This is a genomic window from Hymenobacter sp. DG25B (assembly GCF_000801315.1).
GTDB lineage: Bacteria > Bacteroidota > Bacteroidia > Cytophagales > Hymenobacteraceae > Hymenobacter.
Genome location: NZ_CP010054.1, coordinates 2,221,874 through 2,238,234 on the forward strand (window position 1 = coordinate 2,221,874; position 16,361 = coordinate 2,238,234).

16 protein-coding genes are annotated in these 16,361 nt (G+C 59.2%); 9 read left to right on the top strand and 7 right to left on the bottom strand.

Annotated features, from left to right (window positions below; all coding sequences use genetic code 11):
• Positions 1 to 109 precede the first annotated feature (109 nt).
• A complete protein-coding gene (locus PK28_RS09415) occupies positions 110 to 862 on the top strand; it encodes a hypothetical protein (RefSeq protein WP_044513501.1) in 753 nt (250 codons plus the stop codon).
• Positions 863 to 949: 87 nt separating this feature from the next.
• Positions 950 to 1,753, top strand: coding sequence for a hypothetical protein (locus PK28_RS09420; protein ID WP_156126323.1), 804 nt, complete (start codon positions 950 to 952; stop codon positions 1,751 to 1,753).
• A 10-nt stretch (positions 1,754 to 1,763) separates the two neighbouring features.
• Here PK28_RS09420 and PK28_RS09425 read toward each other — a convergent pair whose 3' ends face one another.
• From PK28_RS09425 to PK28_RS09445, 5 genes are all read right to left on the bottom strand, one after another.
• Positions 1,764 to 2,531 carry a DUF2705 family protein gene (locus PK28_RS09425; RefSeq protein ID WP_044513503.1) on the bottom strand — a complete coding sequence of 256 codons (768 nt, stop codon included), beginning with the start codon at positions 2,529 to 2,531 and terminating at the stop codon, positions 1,764 to 1,766.
• 27 nt (positions 2,532 to 2,558) lie between these two features.
• Entirely contained in the window at positions 2,559 to 3,458 is a 900-nt protein-coding gene (locus tag PK28_RS09430; protein ID WP_044513504.1) for an ABC transporter ATP-binding protein, read from the bottom strand.
• A 241-nt stretch (positions 3,459 to 3,699) separates the two neighbouring features.
• Complete coding sequence (locus tag PK28_RS09435; RefSeq protein WP_044513505.1) at positions 3,700 to 5,469, bottom strand: M14 family metallopeptidase; 1,770 nt, start codon at positions 5,467 to 5,469, stop codon at positions 3,700 to 3,702.
• 106 nt (positions 5,470 to 5,575) lie between these two features.
• Positions 5,576 to 6,025: a DoxX family protein gene (locus PK28_RS09440; protein WP_231576126.1), complete on the bottom strand. Its 450-nt coding sequence runs from the start codon at positions 6,023 to 6,025 to the stop codon at positions 5,576 to 5,578.
• Between the two features lie 89 nt (positions 6,026 to 6,114).
• Positions 6,115 to 6,777 (bottom strand): hypothetical protein, encoded by a 663-nt coding sequence (locus tag PK28_RS09445; RefSeq protein ID WP_044513507.1) that lies wholly within the window; start codon positions 6,775 to 6,777, stop codon positions 6,115 to 6,117.
• Between the two features lie 107 nt (positions 6,778 to 6,884).
• On the opposite strand from PK28_RS09445, the gene surE reads away from it, so the two are divergent.
• The 4 genes from surE (at position 6,885) to PK28_RS18990 (ending at position 10,550) form a co-directional block, all read left to right on the top strand.
• Positions 6,885 to 7,709, top strand: a complete 825-nt coding sequence (gene surE / locus PK28_RS09450; protein WP_044513508.1) for a 5'/3'-nucleotidase SurE — start codon at positions 6,885 to 6,887, stop codon at positions 7,707 to 7,709.
• A 222-nt stretch (positions 7,710 to 7,931) separates the two neighbouring features.
• Positions 7,932 to 8,429, top strand: coding sequence for a histidine phosphatase family protein (locus PK28_RS09455; RefSeq protein WP_197070394.1), 498 nt, complete (start codon positions 7,932 to 7,934; stop codon positions 8,427 to 8,429).
• Between the two features lie 110 nt (positions 8,430 to 8,539).
• Positions 8,540 to 9,934 (top strand): M20/M25/M40 family metallo-hydrolase, encoded by a 1,395-nt coding sequence (locus PK28_RS09460; RefSeq protein WP_052430599.1) that lies wholly within the window; start codon positions 8,540 to 8,542, stop codon positions 9,932 to 9,934.
• Between the two features lie 70 nt (positions 9,935 to 10,004).
• On the top strand, positions 10,005 to 10,550 hold the full coding sequence (locus tag PK28_RS18990) for a 2'-5' RNA ligase family protein (RefSeq protein ID WP_197070395.1): 546 nt from the start codon (positions 10,005 to 10,007) through the stop codon (positions 10,548 to 10,550).
• Positions 10,551 to 10,614: 64 nt separating this feature from the next.
• On the opposite strand, the gene PK28_RS09470 is transcribed toward PK28_RS18990, so the two are convergent.
• A complete protein-coding gene (locus tag PK28_RS09470; protein ID WP_044513510.1) occupies positions 10,615 to 11,427 on the bottom strand; it encodes an OmpA/MotB family protein in 813 nt (270 codons plus the stop codon).
• 321 nt (positions 11,428 to 11,748) lie between these two features.
• Between PK28_RS09470 and PK28_RS09475 the strand changes: the two genes are divergently transcribed.
• The 3 genes from PK28_RS09475 (at position 11,749) to PK28_RS09485 (ending at position 14,809) form a co-directional block, all read left to right on the top strand.
• Complete coding sequence (locus tag PK28_RS09475; protein ID WP_044513511.1) at positions 11,749 to 13,341, top strand: S8 family serine peptidase; 1,593 nt, start codon at positions 11,749 to 11,751, stop codon at positions 13,339 to 13,341.
• Positions 13,338 to 14,054 (top strand): hypothetical protein, encoded by a 717-nt coding sequence (locus PK28_RS09480; RefSeq protein ID WP_044513512.1) that lies wholly within the window; start codon positions 13,338 to 13,340, stop codon positions 14,052 to 14,054. Before PK28_RS09475 ends, PK28_RS09480 begins: the two co-directional genes overlap by 4 nt.
• A gap of 155 nt (positions 14,055 to 14,209) precedes the next feature.
• Positions 14,210 to 14,809, top strand: a complete 600-nt coding sequence (locus PK28_RS09485; RefSeq protein WP_156126325.1) for a hypothetical protein — start codon at positions 14,210 to 14,212, stop codon at positions 14,807 to 14,809.
• 106 nt (positions 14,810 to 14,915) lie between these two features.
• On the opposite strand, the gene PK28_RS09490 is transcribed toward PK28_RS09485, so the two are convergent.
• Positions 14,916 to 16,325, bottom strand: coding sequence for a M23 family metallopeptidase (locus tag PK28_RS09490; RefSeq protein ID WP_197070396.1), 1,410 nt, complete (start codon positions 16,323 to 16,325; stop codon positions 14,916 to 14,918).
• Positions 16,326 to 16,361: the final 36 nt, after the last annotated feature.

The following is a 16,361-nucleotide window of genomic DNA, read 5'->3' on the forward strand; positions in this document are numbered from 1 at the left end:
TTTGATACCGGGAACCCAGTTCCTATATTTCAGGACTATGATTATTTTAAGGCAATTGGATAGAAGGTTTCTGTTAGTTGGGCTGCTATCAACTATTAGTATAGCAAAAGTGCAGGCGCAGCCCAGTTATGTGCAGGAGTTTGCGGCTGCCACGGTTGTGCTGGCTACCGGCGACACTCTGCGGGGGCCATTGGTTTTGCACCACAACGAGGATATAATCCGCCTCACGATGCCCAATCAGACGGTGCGCACCTTTACTCCGGTGGCGGTAGAATATTTCACAGTGCAAGGTGAGGTAAATAATAACCTCACTGAAAACCAACCCTACCACGAAATCCAGCCCCATCCAACTGATTTATCCATGCGGCAAATCGGATACTCCCTGAGTAGGGGGTATTCCTACACTAGCCAGGAAAACCACAAACGGGCCCTGCCGCTGTGGCTTACCCGTTTGGATACGCTGCACTTAAAGGTGTTCCGCACCTACCGCTGGAACCCCCGCCAGGCGAATTCCAATTTTACGTCACCGGTATTTTTTGAGCAGCTAAGCCATGGGCCTGTCTATCTGTTGCTTCGGCAGGAGTTGGGGAAGCGCGAAGTTCGGGAGTATAGTAATGCCGGTACCTACAATCAGGTAACCCGCACGTACAGACCAGTGAAAGACATGCTGTACCTGGGCACCCCAAAAGGCCAGGTAGTGCCGTTGCCTAACCCCAGAAAAAATCTGCTGAGCTTTTATCATGCTAAAAGCCGGCAGATTGAGCAGTATGCCAGGCAAAATAAGCTGGATTTCAACAACACCTGGGACCTTACCTTGCTGGTAAACTATGCCAACTCTCTGATAACAGCTGAGGCTGATTAACTCCCGTAAATACCCCTTCAATTTTGCCTGGCCCCGGGCTTGTGTTCCGCTTGTAACTGACTCTGAAAATTCTTATATTTTCAGACTATGACAAGTAAGCGAGCAGGCATTTTTGGGATAGTATGGACTGGGTTGATGCTTTTAGGTCAGGCTGCCCAGGCCCAGAACAGCTTTGTGCAGCAGTTTGCGGGAGCCACTGTGTTGCTGACGAACGGCGACACCCTGCGCGGCCCTTTAATCCTGCACCGCAGCGAGGATGTGATTCGCATTACGATGCCCAATCAGTCCGTCAGCACGTTGTCGCCGGTGGCCGTGAAGGCCTTTGCCGTGAAAGGGGAAGTGGGCAATAACCTGCCCGACTACCGCTACGATGATTTTCTGGATGCGCGCAACGGGTACTTCTTTGGGGGGCCGCCCATGCTGTATAACCAGCCGGTAATGGTGCGGCAGGCCCGGCGCGATACCACGCGGGTGCGCGTGTTCCGTACCTACCGCTGGAACCACGACCAGGACTATTCTGACTTTAAGTCGCCGGGCTTTTTTGAGCAGCTGAGTGCAGGCCCCACGCACCTGCTGCGCCGCCAGCAGCTGGTAGAGCGTGCCATAAACGACCCCTACAACCGCGGGGCTTACCGGGGCATGTATGGCTCGCCGGGCACGCGCTACGGCTACTATACTGATGTGAAAGACCTGCTGTATCTGGGCACCGCGCAGGGCGAAATCGTGCCCCTGCGCAGCCCCAGGAAAGACCTTCTGAACTTCTACCGGGCCTACAGCCGCCAGATTGAGCAGTATACCAAGCAGCACAAGCTCAACTTCAATAACCTGCAGCAGCTAGCGTATATCGTGAACTACGCCAACTCCCTGCAGCCGGCCCCGGCTACTCCATAGCCGGGATTAATTATAAATCCCGGGTACGCAGCAACAGGTAGCTCAGGCCCCAGAACAGGGCAATGTAAGCCAGGGCAAAGGGCAAAGCCTGCGTGGGAGTAAGTGCGCCGGTGGGCCCGGTTACGGTATTCAGGAGTTCCTGCCCGGGCGTGGGCGTGAGGCTGCCCAGCAGCTTAGCCGGGAAGTAGCGGTCCAGCGCATCGGGCAGCTGCCAGCGAACCAGCGGTTCGGCTATCCACATATACACCAGAAAAGAGATAATAGCGGGCCCGCTTTTGCGCACCAGAAACGCCAGCAGCGCCGCCAGGCTTAGGTACCCCAGCGCCTGCACGGCGTACAGGCCCACGGCTCCCACGTCGGCGGTAATAGCGCCCGGTGCAGGCTGTGGCCCCCGGGTTAAGCCGAAATAAAGCCCCACGCTCACTACCACCAGGGAGGCATAAAGCACCAGCACGCCCGCCACGCCCAGCTTGGCCTGCACCAGCTCGGCCCGCGAAAGCCCGTCAATTACCTGCTGCCGAAACGTGCGGAACTGAAACTCATCGGTTATCAGAATGATGAGCAGGATGCCCAGCAGCAGGTTGAAGTAGCTGGCCACGTAGCTCAGGCGGCTCCAAAGTTCGGGAAAGGCATACAGGGAGTTGCCAATGGGCTTGCCATTGATAACGGTGCCGCCGCTCATAGCTACAAAGCCCGTTAGCAGCAAAGCAAACAGCAGCAGGATAAGCCAGACGGTACGGTAGGGAAGTATTTTACGGAGTTCGGCGCGAAACAGCACGGCGGTAGGCTTGGGATAGAGCGTAAGTTAAGAGGCCTGGGTGAGGGCCAGGAACTGAGTTTCCAGACTGCGCGGGCGCATTTCCAGGCCAGCCAGCACCACGCCCTGCGCAAATAGCGCCTGGTTGAGCGCCGCTGTGTCGTAGCCATCGGCCAGCTGGGCGCTCAGGCGGCCATCGGGCTCCGCCTGTACGTCAGAGACCCACGGTATCTGTGCTAGGGCCTGCGGCAGCGCACCCGCGGCAGAGGGCGCCGCCCGCAGCAGTACCCGGTCGGCGGTGGCCAGAATATCCTGTACGCGGCCGGCGGCCCGCAGCTCGCCCCGGTGCAGCACGGCCACGTGGGTGCAGACTTTCTCAATCTCATCCAGCAGGTGACTGGCGATGATGATGGTTTTGCCCTCGGCCGCCAGTCGCTGAATCAGGGTGCGTACCTCCGCAATACCCTGCGGGTCCAGGCCATTGGTGGGTTCGTCGAGCACCAGGACCTCGGGGCGGTTGAGCAGGGTGGCGGCCAGCGCCAGGCGCTGTTTCATGCCCAGGGAATAGGTAGAAAAGGCATCATGCTGCCGGGCCAGCAGGCCTACAGTTTCCAGCGCATGGTCTATGGCCTGGGCATCGGCCTGCTTCACGGCGGCTACTACCTGCAGGTTTTGGCGGGCCGTGAGGTAAGGAAAGAAGTTGGGCGTTTCCAGCATGGCACCCACGCGCCGCTTGCTGACGGAGGAAATAGGCTGCCCAAACCAGCTTACGGTACCGCCGGTGGCGTTCAGCACACCCAGGGCCAGCCCCAGCGTGGTGGTTTTGCCGCTGCCATTGGGGCCCAGCAAGCCATACACGCTGCCCGCCTCCACGGCCAGCGTGAGCCCGCGGAGCGCCTGCGTGCGGCCGTAGTGTTTTGATAGGTTATTTAACTCGAGAACAGCCATTCTTTAGGATGAGAGCTGGAAATAGAAATAGGTAATAGAAATACCGTGCTGCTGAGCGGAGTCCAAGCATCTTGCCCGCTTCGATGCCAAGGTATACCACACTAGCGAGATGCTTCGACTCCGCTCAGCATGACCCGTTCTTTTATGACACGGTTTTTATGACGGACTTTGTCCAACTGAGTCAGCACGCGAGATGCTTCGGCGGCTGTCTCTGCATGACGGACAATTGCAGCAGGACGTTTTATTCCTCCTTCAGTATGCCCTTTAACGCAGTGCCCTGCCAGCGCATTATGGGGTAGCGCAGGTGCGAGGGCTCGTAGTAGGGCGACTGCCGGTAGATAAAGTCCAGCTGGACGGCTGCGCTTTTGGCGAAAGCCGGGTCAGTCTGGCGCTTGGCTTCCAGCTGCGCTTTGAGAGCGGGGTTTTTGGCCAGCATTTCCGCGGCCAGGTCTTCAAAAACATAGTCAGAGAAATACTCTTTCTGCTGCAGGATGCTGTCGAAGAAGCCCCAGGCAAAAAACGAATCGGTGGCATGCGGCTCCAACGTTTCAACCAGATAGCGGGCAGCGGGCTGATCGAGCCAGGCTACATAGTCGCCGGCGTGGAAGGCCAGGGCCTGCTGCTGCGCTTTTACCTGCACCTGGGAGTGGATATAATGGCCTTCGTAGGGGCGCGGCGCCGTTTTGTAGTCCGCAATGGAATACACTTCGCCCGTCAGGGTGGTGTCGCGCGTGAGACGCTGCAGGCGCACCTGGCTCAGGCGCAGGCGGTCCAGCACTTCGCCCCAGGCTTGCGGAATTACATAAGCCTGCGGGCGGGTTACCGTTACAGTAGGCCGGAAGGTGTTGTAGTAGGGAATAGGGCGCTTGTACGGGGCTTTGCGGTCATAATAGAGGCGGGGCAGGTTGCTGACCTGGCTGGTTTTGGTTTTACCTTCGTAGCCCCGGAACTCAAACGTGGTGGCCTGGGTGGTATCCAGCTTCCAGGCCAGCGGGAAGATGGTTTGCGCGGCGGTTTGCTGGGCAGCAGCCTGGCGGGCCTGCTGAATGGTGGCGGCGTCGCGGTGCACGGTGCGCACCAGCACATCCAGGAAATCATAAGTGACGCGCACGCGGGGCGCAAAGGCCTTCCACATGTGCGTTTCCGTCACAAACCCAATGGTGTTGAACAAGGTGGTGTAACCGGTAGAATAGCGGGGCGTTTCCAGAAAACCCACCAGCCCGCGGGCGTCGGGCGTACGGCCTTCAAAGTCTACGTAGGGTGTGAGGGGCCACTTGCGCTTGTTCATATCCCCGTAAAGGGCCGGCAGAAGCTGTTTTTCCATGTAGGCGCTCAGGGCCGGGTGCAGCTTGTCTTTTTGGGTGGCAATGAGCGTCATGGTGTACTGGTAGTCGGCACCGTTAGAGGTGTGCGTATCTACAAATACATCGGGGAGCCAGCGCTGGTACAGTTGGGCAAAGGAGCGGGCATTGCGCGAGTCCTGCTTGATGTAGTCCCGGTTCAGGTCGAGGTTGCGGGCGTTGCCGCGAAAGCCATACTCCTGCGGCCCGTTCTGGTTGGCGCGGGAAGAAGGGCCGCGGTTCAGCATGCCATCCACATTATAAACCGGAATAATGACCAGCGTAACATTTTCCAGCTGGCGGCGCAGCTCCTTTTTCTGCACGTAGTCGCGCGCCAGCATCATGGAGGCATCAATTCCTTCCGGCTCGCCGGGGTGAATGCCGTTTTGGATAAGAATGACCCGCCGGTTTTTCTGGTGCACGGATGTGGGGTTGGCGTCGCCATCCAGGGAAATTACTACCTCGTGCAGCGGGCGGCCCACATCAGTAGTACCGGCTTCACGCATGGTAATTTCCGGGTAGGCAGCATCCAAGCGTTTATAATAATCGATGCACTCCTGGTAAGTGGTGGTGGTGTTGCCGTTGCCTTTCTCGAAGGGCGTACGCCAATCGGGCGCCGGGGCAGCGGTTGCGGTGCCCAGCAGGGCGGTGATGGTAAGCAGCAGAAACATGAAAAAGCCGGGGCAGGAGAGTGGTTCTGAAATGGAAACTCCGGCGCTTCCCGCTCCGGAGCAGGAAGCGCCGGAGGGAGTCCGGTAAAATGCTTCAGGAAAAAAATTAGTAGCGCAGGCGGGGCGGGGGGAACAGCACCTGATCCACACTATACCGGCCTGGGCCCACGAAGAGCAAGCCGGCAAACAGGAAAGCCGCTTCCAGCGCGTGGGAGTAATCATTAAAGCCCTGGCCCTGCCCTAAGTGGGTAATGACTGCCATAATCATGGTGCCCAGCAAAAACACGCAGGCCACCCGAAAAAACAAGCCCAGCGCCAGCAGCTGCCCGCCCACCGCCTCGGCCACCGCGGCCAGAAAGCCCCAGAAGGCGGGGGCAAAATGAATGCCCACCAAGCCCATAGCGCCCCCCACTTGTTCCCAGGTTTCGGGGCCGCCAATGAGTTTGGGATACCCATGCACCGTAAACATCACCCCAATCCCTACGCGTAGCAGCAACAGGCCGAAGTCGTGAAAACGGTAAAAGTTCTGCAAGGCTTTCATAGCAGCAATGGCCAAAGAAGTGGCGTAATGGTTAAGAGAAAAGGGCTTGTGAGGTTGCCAAAGTACAGGAATTATAGCGGAATGCAACGCCCAGGCCCAACGCACTACCGGAAAAGTAATACCCCTTTAATTTTAGTGGCATCGGGTACATCAGTGGGGCGCCGTACCGGAGCGTTGGGGTTGGGCAGGGTACTGGCATCCAGGAGCCAGGAAATCTGGGCGGCTTCTGATACGGCCACCAGGCCCATGTCGCCGCGCTCCACAAACTGAATGCCGTAAGCCTGGCGCGCCTGCCCATACGTAGAGCCCACGCCCACGCCGCCCTGCGCGGCGCGGTAGCGGGCATCGTGCAGCTGAATGCGCCATATCCGGTAGCCTTCCTCCTCATCACCAACCAGCTCCAGAATAGTGGGCGCGGCCTCCGGGTAGGCTGGGTTGCGCAGCTCATACACCGGGTACTCAATACCTTCCAGCTCGCGGGAGGTTTTCTTTAGCCAGGTCTTCGGCACCCGGTCCAGCAGGGCCGCTTCCGTCATGTTCAGCCTTATGAAGTTACGCCCTACGGTGCCTTTATCAAATACATAGTAGCGCTGGTCTACCGTATCCGGCACGGCCAGGGGCGTAGGTGGCGGGGCTACCGGAGTGGGAGCAGAAGCAGCCGGCGGCGCCGAAGCAGGCGTGGTGGTCGGGGTAGATGGGCCTTCGCAGGCGGGCAGCAGGCCGGCCAGCACCAGGCCGCCAAGCAGACGGGGAAGAGTATTTTGCACGCCGCAACATACGCACCTTCCCGCAAGTTGTTAGCGTGCTCCCGGCGCCCAAGCCTGCCCGTAACTCCCTACATTTACGGTCTGTTTTATCCTGATTTGCTGCTCCTATGACTGCACATACCCGCAAACCGCTGATTCTGATATCCAACGACGACGGCATTACGGCTCCCGGCATTGCCACCCTGGTGCGGGTAATGCGCCGCATTGGGGAGGTAGTTGTTGTTGCTCCTGATTCGCCCCAGTCGGGCATGGGCCACGCCATTACCATTGGCAACCCGCTGCGCCTGGATGCCAGCACCATTTTCGAAGATGAAGGCGTGGAAGCCTACGAGTGCAGCGGCACCCCCGCCGACTGCGTGAAGCTGGCCAAGCACCACGTATTGAAGGACCGCCAAGCCGATTTGGTGGTATCCGGCATCAACCATGGCTCCAACTCCTCCGTGAACGTGCTGTATTCCGGTACTATGTCGGCGGCTATTGAGGCGGCCATTGAAGGGCTGCCAGCTATTGGCTTTTCCCTCTGCGACTACGGCCACGATGCCGACTTTACCCACGCCGAGCCTTGGATTGAGCACATTGCCCGCCAGGCCCTCAAAAACGGTATTCCGGTAGGCACGGCCCTCAACGTAAACATTCCCAAAAAGTCGGAAGAGGCGCTGGCCGGCATCCGGCTTTGCCGCCAGGCCCGCGCCAAGTGGCAGGAAAAATTCGACCTACGCCACGACCCCTACAAGCGCCCCTATTACTGGCTGATTGGCTCCTTCGTGAATCTGGACCAGGGCGAGGACACCGATGAGTGGGCCCTGGCTAACAACTACATTTCCGTAGTAGCCTGCCAGTATGATCTGACGGCCCTGCATGGCCTCACGGAAATGAATGCCAGCTGGGACTTAACGCCTGATCATGCTACACTGGCCAAGCGCCACGCGTAGAGAATAAGCAGTCAGATAATCGATTGTAAAAAAGCCTCTTCGTAAGCGTTGCAGAGCATGTTTGTTTCTTAGAGAAAGCAAACGAGTTTTAGCAGCACTTACGAAGAGGCTTTTTCACGTTTTGATGTAATGAGCCGCCGCTAGATTCCGCAGTTTCGGTCTAACTTTCCGCCGGCACTTTCTTTCCCTCTGCATATGCAAGCATTTTTTCGCTCTTTTCTAATGTTGGTCGTTTTGCTGACCAGCGCCTGTACTTCCAAGCTGGCACCCACAACAGTATACATTGTGCGGCACGCAGAAAAAGACCTTACTCCCGGGCTAGCTGATCCGCCCCTAACCCCGCAAGGAGAGCAACGCGCCCTGGCCCTGCGCGATTCCCTGCTGAACCGCAACGTGGCAGCCATTTTTACCACCAATACCACCCGCACCCGGGCCACCGCTGCCCCCTTAGCAGCGGCCCGCAACCTTACCCCGGAAGTATATGATGCCAAGAAGCTGTCCGCCTTGGCCGCGCGCATCCGCAAAGACTTTGCGGGCCGCACGGTACTGGTTGTTGGTCATTCCAACACCATGCTGGAAACGGTAGAAGCGCTGGGCGCGGAGCGGCCCGTTCCGGCTGTTGGTGATTTGCAATATGACTATTTGCTGGAGGTGCAGGTGCCTCAACAGGAAAAAGACCGTCCTTCAGCCATAGCACGGCGGTTTGGAGCTATCCGGTAGCCGTTTGCGCCGTGCTGGTGCAGCCCGGCTGTCATTTTCTTGTACTTTAGCCGGCCAACTCATTTTTGGGTTGGCCGCATTTGTTTTACCACCATATCTTTCTCCTGAATATGCGTTTTTCCACGTGCCGGGGCGTTCTGGCAGGTTTGTTGGCGGCTGCCGCTACGTTGCCCGCCGCCGCCCAGTCAGCTAGTTCCAAAACCGATTCCGTTACCATTCGCCGCCTCTACGATGAAGCCCTGCTACGGGGGCAGAGCTACGAAAACCTCCGCACGCTCACCGGCACCATTGGCGGCCGGTTAAGCGGCTCGCCGCAGGCTGAAAAGGCCGTGCAGTGGGGCAAAGAGGTAATGGAGAAGATGGGCCTGGACCGCGTGTATCTGCAGGAAGTAATGGTGCCGCACTGGGAGCGAGGCGCTAAGGAAAAGGCCAAAGCCAAACCCGCCAAAGGCAAAAGCATCGATTTCAACGTATGCGCCCTCGGCGGCTCCGTGGGTACCAATGGCAAGCTGAAAGCCCAGGTAGTGGAAGTACGCACCTGGGAGGAGCTGGCCGCCCTGCCCGACGACAAAGTGCGCGGCAAGCTGGTGTTCTACAACCGCCCCATGAATCCTACCTACATTGAAACCGGCCATGCTTATGGTGAGGCCGGCGACCAGCGCCGCAAAGGCGCCATTGAGGCCGCTAAGCGCGGCGCGGTAGGGGCGCTGGTGCGCAGCCTCTCCCTGGCCCACGACGACTTCCCCCACACCGGCACCATGAGCTACGACGACAAGGTGACCAAAGTGCCCGCTGCCGCCCTCAGCACCAACGGCGCCGACCAGCTCAGCGCCATGCTCAAGGAAAATCCCTCGCTCACCTTTGAGCTGGAAATGAACTGCCGCCAGCTGCCCGAGGTGAAATCCTACAACGTGGTAGGCGAAATCAAAGGCTCTAAATACCCCAATGAAATCATTGCCGTAGGCGGCCACCTCGACTCCTGGGACCTGGGCCAGGGTGCTCACGATGATGGTACCGGCTGTGTACAGAGCATGGAAGTGCTGCGCCTGCTGAAAGCCACCGGCCAGCGCCCCGAGCGTACTATTCGGGCGGTGCTGTTTATGAACGAGGAAAACGGCAACCGTGGCGGCACCAAATATGCTGAGCTGGCCAAGGCAGCCGGCGAAAAGCACCTGGCGGCTATGGAGTCGGATGGGGGCGGGTTCACACCGCGCGGCTTTTCCGTAGAAGGCTCGCCGGCTATGGTGCAGCGCCTGCAGCAGTGGCAGCCCATGTTCCGGCCCTACGGTAGCGGCGAGATTACTGCCGGCCACGGCGGCACCGACATTGGCCCGCTAAAAGACCAGGCCCAGGTGCTCATCGGCTACGACTGTGACTCCCAGCGCTATTTCGATATTCACCATACCGCCGCCGATACCTTTGATAAGGTAAACCGCCGGGAGCTGGAACTGGGCAACGCCAGCATGGCCGCGCTGGTTTACCTGCTCAGCAAATACGGATTGTAATTTTTCCGGGGAGAAAGGCGGAATGGAGCCCATACTTTACGTATGCTCCATTCCGCCTTTCTCTTTTTCTATGATGTACTTAGTTGCAGTGCTGGCCCCGGAGCCGGTATATAGCGCTGTTTGGGCCATGAAACAGGAAGTGCACGCGCAAACCGGCAGCCGCAATGCCGTGCGCCTGCCCCCGCACATCACCCTTCTGCCGCCGTGGCATCAGCCCCCGGAGAAAGAAGAAGGCCTGATAAGCTGCCTGCAAAGCATAGCGCAACAGCTGCCCGCTTTTGCTGCCGAGGTGCAGGATTTTGCCTGGTTTGGTCACCGCACGCTGTTTGTGCGGGTGCTGCCCCACCCGCAGTGGCCGGTTTTGCACCAAACCCTGGAAATGCAGTGCGCCGCCTGGCTGCCCAAAGCCACCGCCAATCCGCGCCCGTTCACGCCCCACATGACACTGGCCACCCGCGACCTGCCGGCCAAGCTGGTGCCCCATCTCCGGGAGCAGTTTGCCCAGCGCCACTACCAGGCCGCTTTCCCGGTCCAGAACATGACGCTCTTTCGGCACGATGGGCAGCACTGGCAACCCATTAACACGTTCCCCTTCGCGGCGGAAGCAGTATCTTAGCAGCACAAAAAAAGCCCGGTACATACCGGGCTTTTTTTGTGCTGCAGGTCAGAAGTAGAGTGATTTAATTCTGCTCCAGAATCTGGAAAAGCTCGTCCAGCTTAGGAGTCAGAATAATTTCCGTGCGCCGGTTCAGGGCTTTGTTGGTGGGGCTGTCGTTGGCGGCTACGGGCACGTACTGCGAGCGGCCGGAGGGCGTCACCTGCGTTGAGTTGAGGCCGGATTGCGTCAGAATGCGGGTGATTTCCGTGGCGCGCAGCACGCTCAGGTCCCAGTTGTCCTTCATGCCAGCCGTGCCGCGGGCTATGGGCACATTATCGGTATGGCCTTCCACCAGCACGTTTACGTCCTGATTGCCTTTCAGGGCGGCGGCCAGCTTTTTGAGGGCTTCCTGACCTTTAGGGTCTACTTTGGTTGAGCCCGATTTGAAAAGCAGCTGCTCGGAGAGGGAAACGTATACTTTGCCGTTTTTGAGGTTTACCTGCAAATCATTGGCATTAAAGCCTAAAAGGGCATCGGCTACTTTCTGGCGCAGGGCTTTCACGGCCTGATCTTTCTGATCCAGAATGCGCTGCATTTCGGCAATGCGCGCTTCCTTGGTGCGCAGGTCGGCGGAAAGGGCCGAGTTGGCCTGCTGGGCACCGCTCAGGTTTTCATTCAGCTGATTTACCTGCTGGTTCTTGTTGCTCAAATTATTGCGCAGCTCTTCTTCGGTGCGCGCTTTGTCCTGCTCCAGGGCCGTTTTCGAAGCCTGCAGGTCAGAGTTCTGCTGTTGCAGGGCTTTATACTTTTTGGTTGATACGCAGGAAGAGGTGCCAATTAACAGGCTGGCGCCCAGCAAAGAGGCAAGCACGGTGTGGGGGAGGCGGTAGGACATAGGAATTAGGTAAGTGAAAAAGTATGCGTGCCTAAGAAACGAATTGAAGCAACCAACAGTTGCGCCACGCCCCGGATGCTGTGCCGCCACCAGCGGCTTCTGCCGTAAAATTTGCGGAAATAGCGGCCATCCGCGTACCTTCAACCCGCTTTGCTGGGGCAGTGGTTTATGATGAGAATACCGGGTATGCGTAAGAGAATGGCCTCAGGGTGGGCAGTAGTGCTGCTGAGTGTATACTTATTGCCCTGGTCTTCAGTCGCACAGTCTCTCAAAGTACCCTCAACAGCACCTTATTGGGTTTTTCTGCGCGATAAGCGGGCTATGCAGCTGGACCCGGCGCAGTACTTCACAGTTCCCGCCCAGCTCCGCCGCCAACGCCAGCACCTGCCCGCCGCCGACAGCACCGATTTTCCCGTGCGCCCCGACTATGTGCAGGCGCTGCGCCACACCGTTGATTCCGTCACCTACATCAGTCGGTGGTTCAATGCCGTGGCCTGCTGGGCCACGCCGGCCCAGATAGCGCAGGTGCGCCGCATGGCCGCCGTACGGGAAGTAGTGGCCCGGGCGTATGCTACGCCTGATCTGCTGCCCGCCCGCCGGACAGCGGCCACCGCCGCCGAGCCGCTCAGCGACGAAGACCTGCAACTGGCCCGCCGGCAAACCAGCGCCCTGGGTGGCCCCGCTTTGCGCCAGGCCCGCTTAACCGGCCAGGGCCTGCGCATCGCCATTTTCGACGTGGGTTTTCGGGGTGTGGAAACGCACCCAGCCTTTCAGAAGCTGCTGGCTGGCCATCAGATAACCGATACCTGGGACTTTATCCGGCAGAAACCGCAAGTGTATGCCTATGGCGACCACGGCACGGAAGTGCTTTCCTGCCTGGCCGGCCAGCTGAACGACAGCACTTCGCTCGGGCTGGCTCCGGCCGCAGAGTTTCTACTGGCTCGCACCGAGCGGGAGCACAGTGAGCGGTATAGTGAGGAAGAAGCCTGGCTGGCCGCCGTAGAATGGGCCGATAAGCAGGGCGCCGACATCATCAATTCCTCCCTGGGCTATACCGAAAGGCGTTATTTCCGGGAACAGATGGATGGACGCACCAGCCTGGTGGCCCGCGCGGCAGCCCTGGCCGTGCGCAAGGGTATGCTGGTGGTGTGCTCCGCCGGCAACGATGGCGACAACCAGACTTGGGGCGTGATAGGCACACCCGCCGACAACGACTCTGTGCTGACCGTTGGCGGCCTCGACCCCGGAACCTGGCTTCCTGTTGATTTTACTTCTCGTGGCCCCACGGCCCAACGGAGCCTCAAGCCCAACGTGGCCGCCTTTGGTATTGCTATTACGGCCCGCCCGGCGGGTGGCTTTGAGCGCAACGAGGGCACTTCTTTTTCCAGCCCGCTGGTGGCCGGCTTTGCCGCCTGCATCTGGCAGCAGCAGCGCGGCCTCACGGCCATGGAGCTCTTTCAGCAAATCCAGAAGTCGGCCACACTGTACCCTTATTTTGATTATGCCCAGGGCTACGGCAGCCCGCAGGCCGCCTACTTTCTGCAGCCGTCTGCCCCAGCCACCGGGGCCACCTTCGATTTTGTGCGACAGGAAAACGGACTTCTGCAGCTAATCCTTCGCCCCGAAGCCAGCGCGCAGCCGGCCCAAACGCTCCCTTTGCTGGCCGAGGAGCCTAACCGCCCGCTGCCTGCATTGCCGGCGCTGGCCCTCAATACCAAAGCAAACCTGCCGCTGGCCGCACCAAGCTATGTATACCTGCAGGTGGCGGATAAGCGCGGCGTACTGCGCCAGTACGAGGTGCGCGAAGTAACGCAGCGCCACGTAGCCAGCTGGGCCCTGAATACGCTGCAGCCTGGCGACATGGTGCGGGCTTCCTACAAAGGCTACACCCAGGACTATACTGTTTCCCGATGAAAGGACGTGGCTTTATCCTGGCAGCGCTATTGGTAGCGGGTGGTGCAATCAGTGCCCGGGCTCAGCGGGTGCTGGCTTTTACCGACGTTAGTGCAGATACGGCTGTGCAGCGTACTGGCCCCAACCGCGCCTATTTTCAGCACTTTTACGCTGGCTATAGCCCATTGGTGGGCAGCAGCCAGGCGGGGGCGCCCATTAAGTATGGCAGCACCGGAGAAATTATCCTGGGCTGGCGGCAGAAATGGCGCTTCTCGCAGCAACTGGCAGTAGGGGCCGACTTGCAGACGGTACGCCTGCACGCCAACCTGCGCCAGACCGATGCGAAAGTAGTGCCCAATAGCCTTCGGCATGAGCGGGAAAGCCTCTCTTGGCAGCAGGTACAGCTGGGCGGGTTTGTGCGCCTGAATGTGGGGCACCGCGGCAACGTGATAGGGCGGTATCTGGATGTGGGCGGCTGGGGCGGCTGGGCATTTGCTACTACGCACGCGTTCCGGGATGAGCCCGCCGCTGGTCCTGTCAAAGTGCTAAAAGTAACTGAGCACGGGTTGAGCTACGCCCAGCGCTGGCAGTATGGCCTTAGCGCCCGTGTGGGGTCCTCGCGCTATGCTTTAGTGGTGCGCCGGCGCTTTTCCTCGCTGTATATGGGCAGGGAAGCAGATGCCTGGCCTGATCTGCCCCGATATAGTGCCGGCCTGGAGGTTGGTTTGCTTTAGTTGGCAGGTTGCTTAACTTCCGGCCCATTCCCGCGTAGAAGCCCGTAAAAGCCGCTCAGCGGAGTTTCTCTGCCTACTTGTGTTTCCGGTGCCCCTTATAGGTGGCTTGCCCGCGCAGGTATTTCCACCTTGCCCGACGTTGTTTTCGCTCTAAAATGAAAAAACTATTTCTCCCTGTTGTCTTTGCTGCTTTGCTTGTGCAGTCCTCCTGTATCACAACGGAGCGCGAATCAGCATCGTCCAAAAACCCCGACCGGGTGTTTACGCCTACGCCCGAAGGCCAACGTGCCCGCCTGACCTCCAAGAGCATTCTGAATAGTGTGCGCACCACGCACCATTTCTCTGATAACAAAACCAAGGACAATTTTGTACTCTTGCTGCAAGGCACCAAAATCCTCAACAGCCAGGCCCGCTTTATAATCACCAGCAGCAAAGGCGATACGCTTCGGAATGAAGTGATTCCTGCCCTGGCCCTGCTGGATGAGCGGGAGCTGGAAGACCCCCAGGCTGCCACCGTGCGCGACAAGGAAATTGGTATTCTGAAGGGAATGAACAATTTCTTCCGCGACGACCATTTCACTTCACCCGCCATTCCGCGCTCCATGACGACCGCGCCCGTAGCCGACCAGGAAGCCTGGCAGGCCGTGCGGGATGACAATAAATCCGTTGGCTTCGATTACATAACGTCCGGCGGCCGTGAGCGGCGTATTTCCTACGCTCGCAAGCTGAACAAAGCGGTGATTGTAGCCGAATAATCTTACTCCTCCCATAAGCCTTAAAAACAAAAGCTCCCGCCTTTCTGGCAGGAGCTTTTGTTTTGGTAGCCGGGTGAGGAAAAAGATATAATCCGCTTTTTCTCGTTCATACAAGCGCAATATGGCCCCTATGGCATTTAACCAGAAGTAAAGGGTTAAGTATTCGATTTATCAGGGGTTGAAAGCAGCCAGCCCAGTTGCCCTTTTTGGCTACGCACCAGCCGATATAAGCCATACTCGCCCAGCACGGCAACCGTACTACGCGCGGGCAGGGAATCAAGCGGGGGGCGCCCTGAAAGGGGTAGGCCAGGAGGTCGGCTACGGCGGGCAGCATTTCGCGGCGCAGAGGCTCCAGCGTGGCCGTGGTGGCTTGCACCGGCAGGTAGCCCACGCCTCCGCCCGGATACTCCACCCGATACCATTCGGCCTGCGCGCCCAGCACAAAAAGGGCCGTGTTCCGGGGGATTTTAGTTAGCGCCTGGGCTTTGTTGGATGGGCTGCGGCGCAGGGCTACGGATTTCTCCCGCACGCGCACCCACTGGCCCGGCCGGTTGGGGACGCTTCGGGGGGCAGCCGGGGCGGCATCGGGCCGGCGCAGGTAGGGGAAAGGGTCCACGGCGCCCCGGCCCGCGCGGTAAATGCCAAAGTGCAGATGCGGCACTGTGGTCCGGGCATTGCCGGTGTTGCCAATCAGGCCCAGCGTATCGCCGATGATTACTTTCTGACCTATTTGCACCAACTGCTGGTCCAGGTGGGCATAGTACAAATGCTGGCCGTGCTCGGCATCAGCCAGCCACACTACCTTGCCACCGATGGGGGTTTCGGTGACGCGGGTAATGTAGCCAGGCGCGGCCGCAAGGGCCGGGGTGCCGCGGGGGGCAAAAATATCAACGCCTTCGTGGCGACGGGCGCCCTGGTCCCGGTCGGCGCCCCAGAAAGAGCCCACGGCCGCGTCGGTTTTACCCTGCACCGGGAAGCTCAGGGAAGGCGCCCGTTGAATGCGCAGGGTATATCGGCCGGTGCGGAGCAATTCGGGCTGCACGCGCAGCAAGTGCTGCCGGTCGTCCTCGGCCACATAGCTAAAGGCCAGCGAAGCGGTATCGGCGGAGGCCAGCAGCCTAGGCTCGGTACGGTCTGGACTCAACTCAAAGGCATCGAGGAAAACATGCGCCTGCGTGCCGGGGGCCAGCGCCAGGCTCACGCGCACGGTTTCGCCGGCCCGTACGGCGTAGCGGTAGGAGGCAGCCGTGGCGCGCCCGGCCTGGAAATAGCCGGTTTCTTCAAAAGGCAGCGTTACTACCAGCGAATCGCGCAGGGCCTGGTCGGCGGCGGCCAACCAGTCGCGGCCCAGGGCAGTTCGGTCTAAGCCGGCTTGGTGCAGGCGGCGGGCATATGCCTGATGTGGGGAGGTGGGCTGATTAAAAATGCCCTGTAGGGTTTGCTGCTTGCCACAGGAAGTGGTGAGCAGCGCAGCCAGCAAAACGTAGGTAATTCGGCGGAGAAAGGTTGGTAGCAAGATATTCGCGTATAATGGCAACTAGAAAAACCCCGG

What these genes read in the sequence shown, in the direction of transcription:
- PK28_RS09485 (WP_156126325.1), top strand. Translation starts at nt 14,210, where the DNA reads ATGAAAAAACTATTTCTCCCTGTTGTCTTTGCTGCTTTGCTTGTGCAG.
- PK28_RS09470 (WP_044513510.1), bottom strand. Translation starts at nt 11,427, where the DNA reads ATGTCCTACCGCCTCCCCCACACCGTGCTTGCCTCTTTGCTGGGCGCC.
- PK28_RS18990 (WP_197070395.1), top strand. Translation starts at nt 10,005, where the DNA reads ATGATGTACTTAGTTGCAGTGCTGGCCCCGGAGCCGGTATATAGCGCT.
- PK28_RS09460 (WP_052430599.1), top strand. Translation starts at nt 8,540, where the DNA reads ATGCGTTTTTCCACGTGCCGGGGCGTTCTGGCAGGTTTGTTGGCGGCT.
- PK28_RS09430 (WP_044513504.1), bottom strand. Translation starts at nt 3,458, where the DNA reads ATGGCTGTTCTCGAGTTAAATAACCTATCAAAACACTACGGCCGCACG.
- PK28_RS09480 (WP_044513512.1), top strand. Translation starts at nt 13,338, where the DNA reads ATGAAAGGACGTGGCTTTATCCTGGCAGCGCTATTGGTAGCGGGTGGT.
- PK28_RS09475 (WP_044513511.1), top strand. Translation starts at nt 11,749, where the DNA reads ATGCAGCTGGACCCGGCGCAGTACTTCACAGTTCCCGCCCAGCTCCGC.
- PK28_RS09435 (WP_044513505.1), bottom strand. Translation starts at nt 5,469, where the DNA reads ATGTTTCTGCTGCTTACCATCACCGCCCTGCTGGGCACCGCAACCGCT.
- PK28_RS09455 (WP_197070394.1), top strand. Translation starts at nt 7,932, where the DNA reads ATGTTGGTCGTTTTGCTGACCAGCGCCTGTACTTCCAAGCTGGCACCC.
- surE (WP_044513508.1), top strand. Translation starts at nt 6,885, where the DNA reads ATGACTGCACATACCCGCAAACCGCTGATTCTGATATCCAACGACGAC.
- PK28_RS09420 (WP_156126323.1), top strand. Translation starts at nt 950, where the DNA reads ATGACAAGTAAGCGAGCAGGCATTTTTGGGATAGTATGGACTGGGTTG.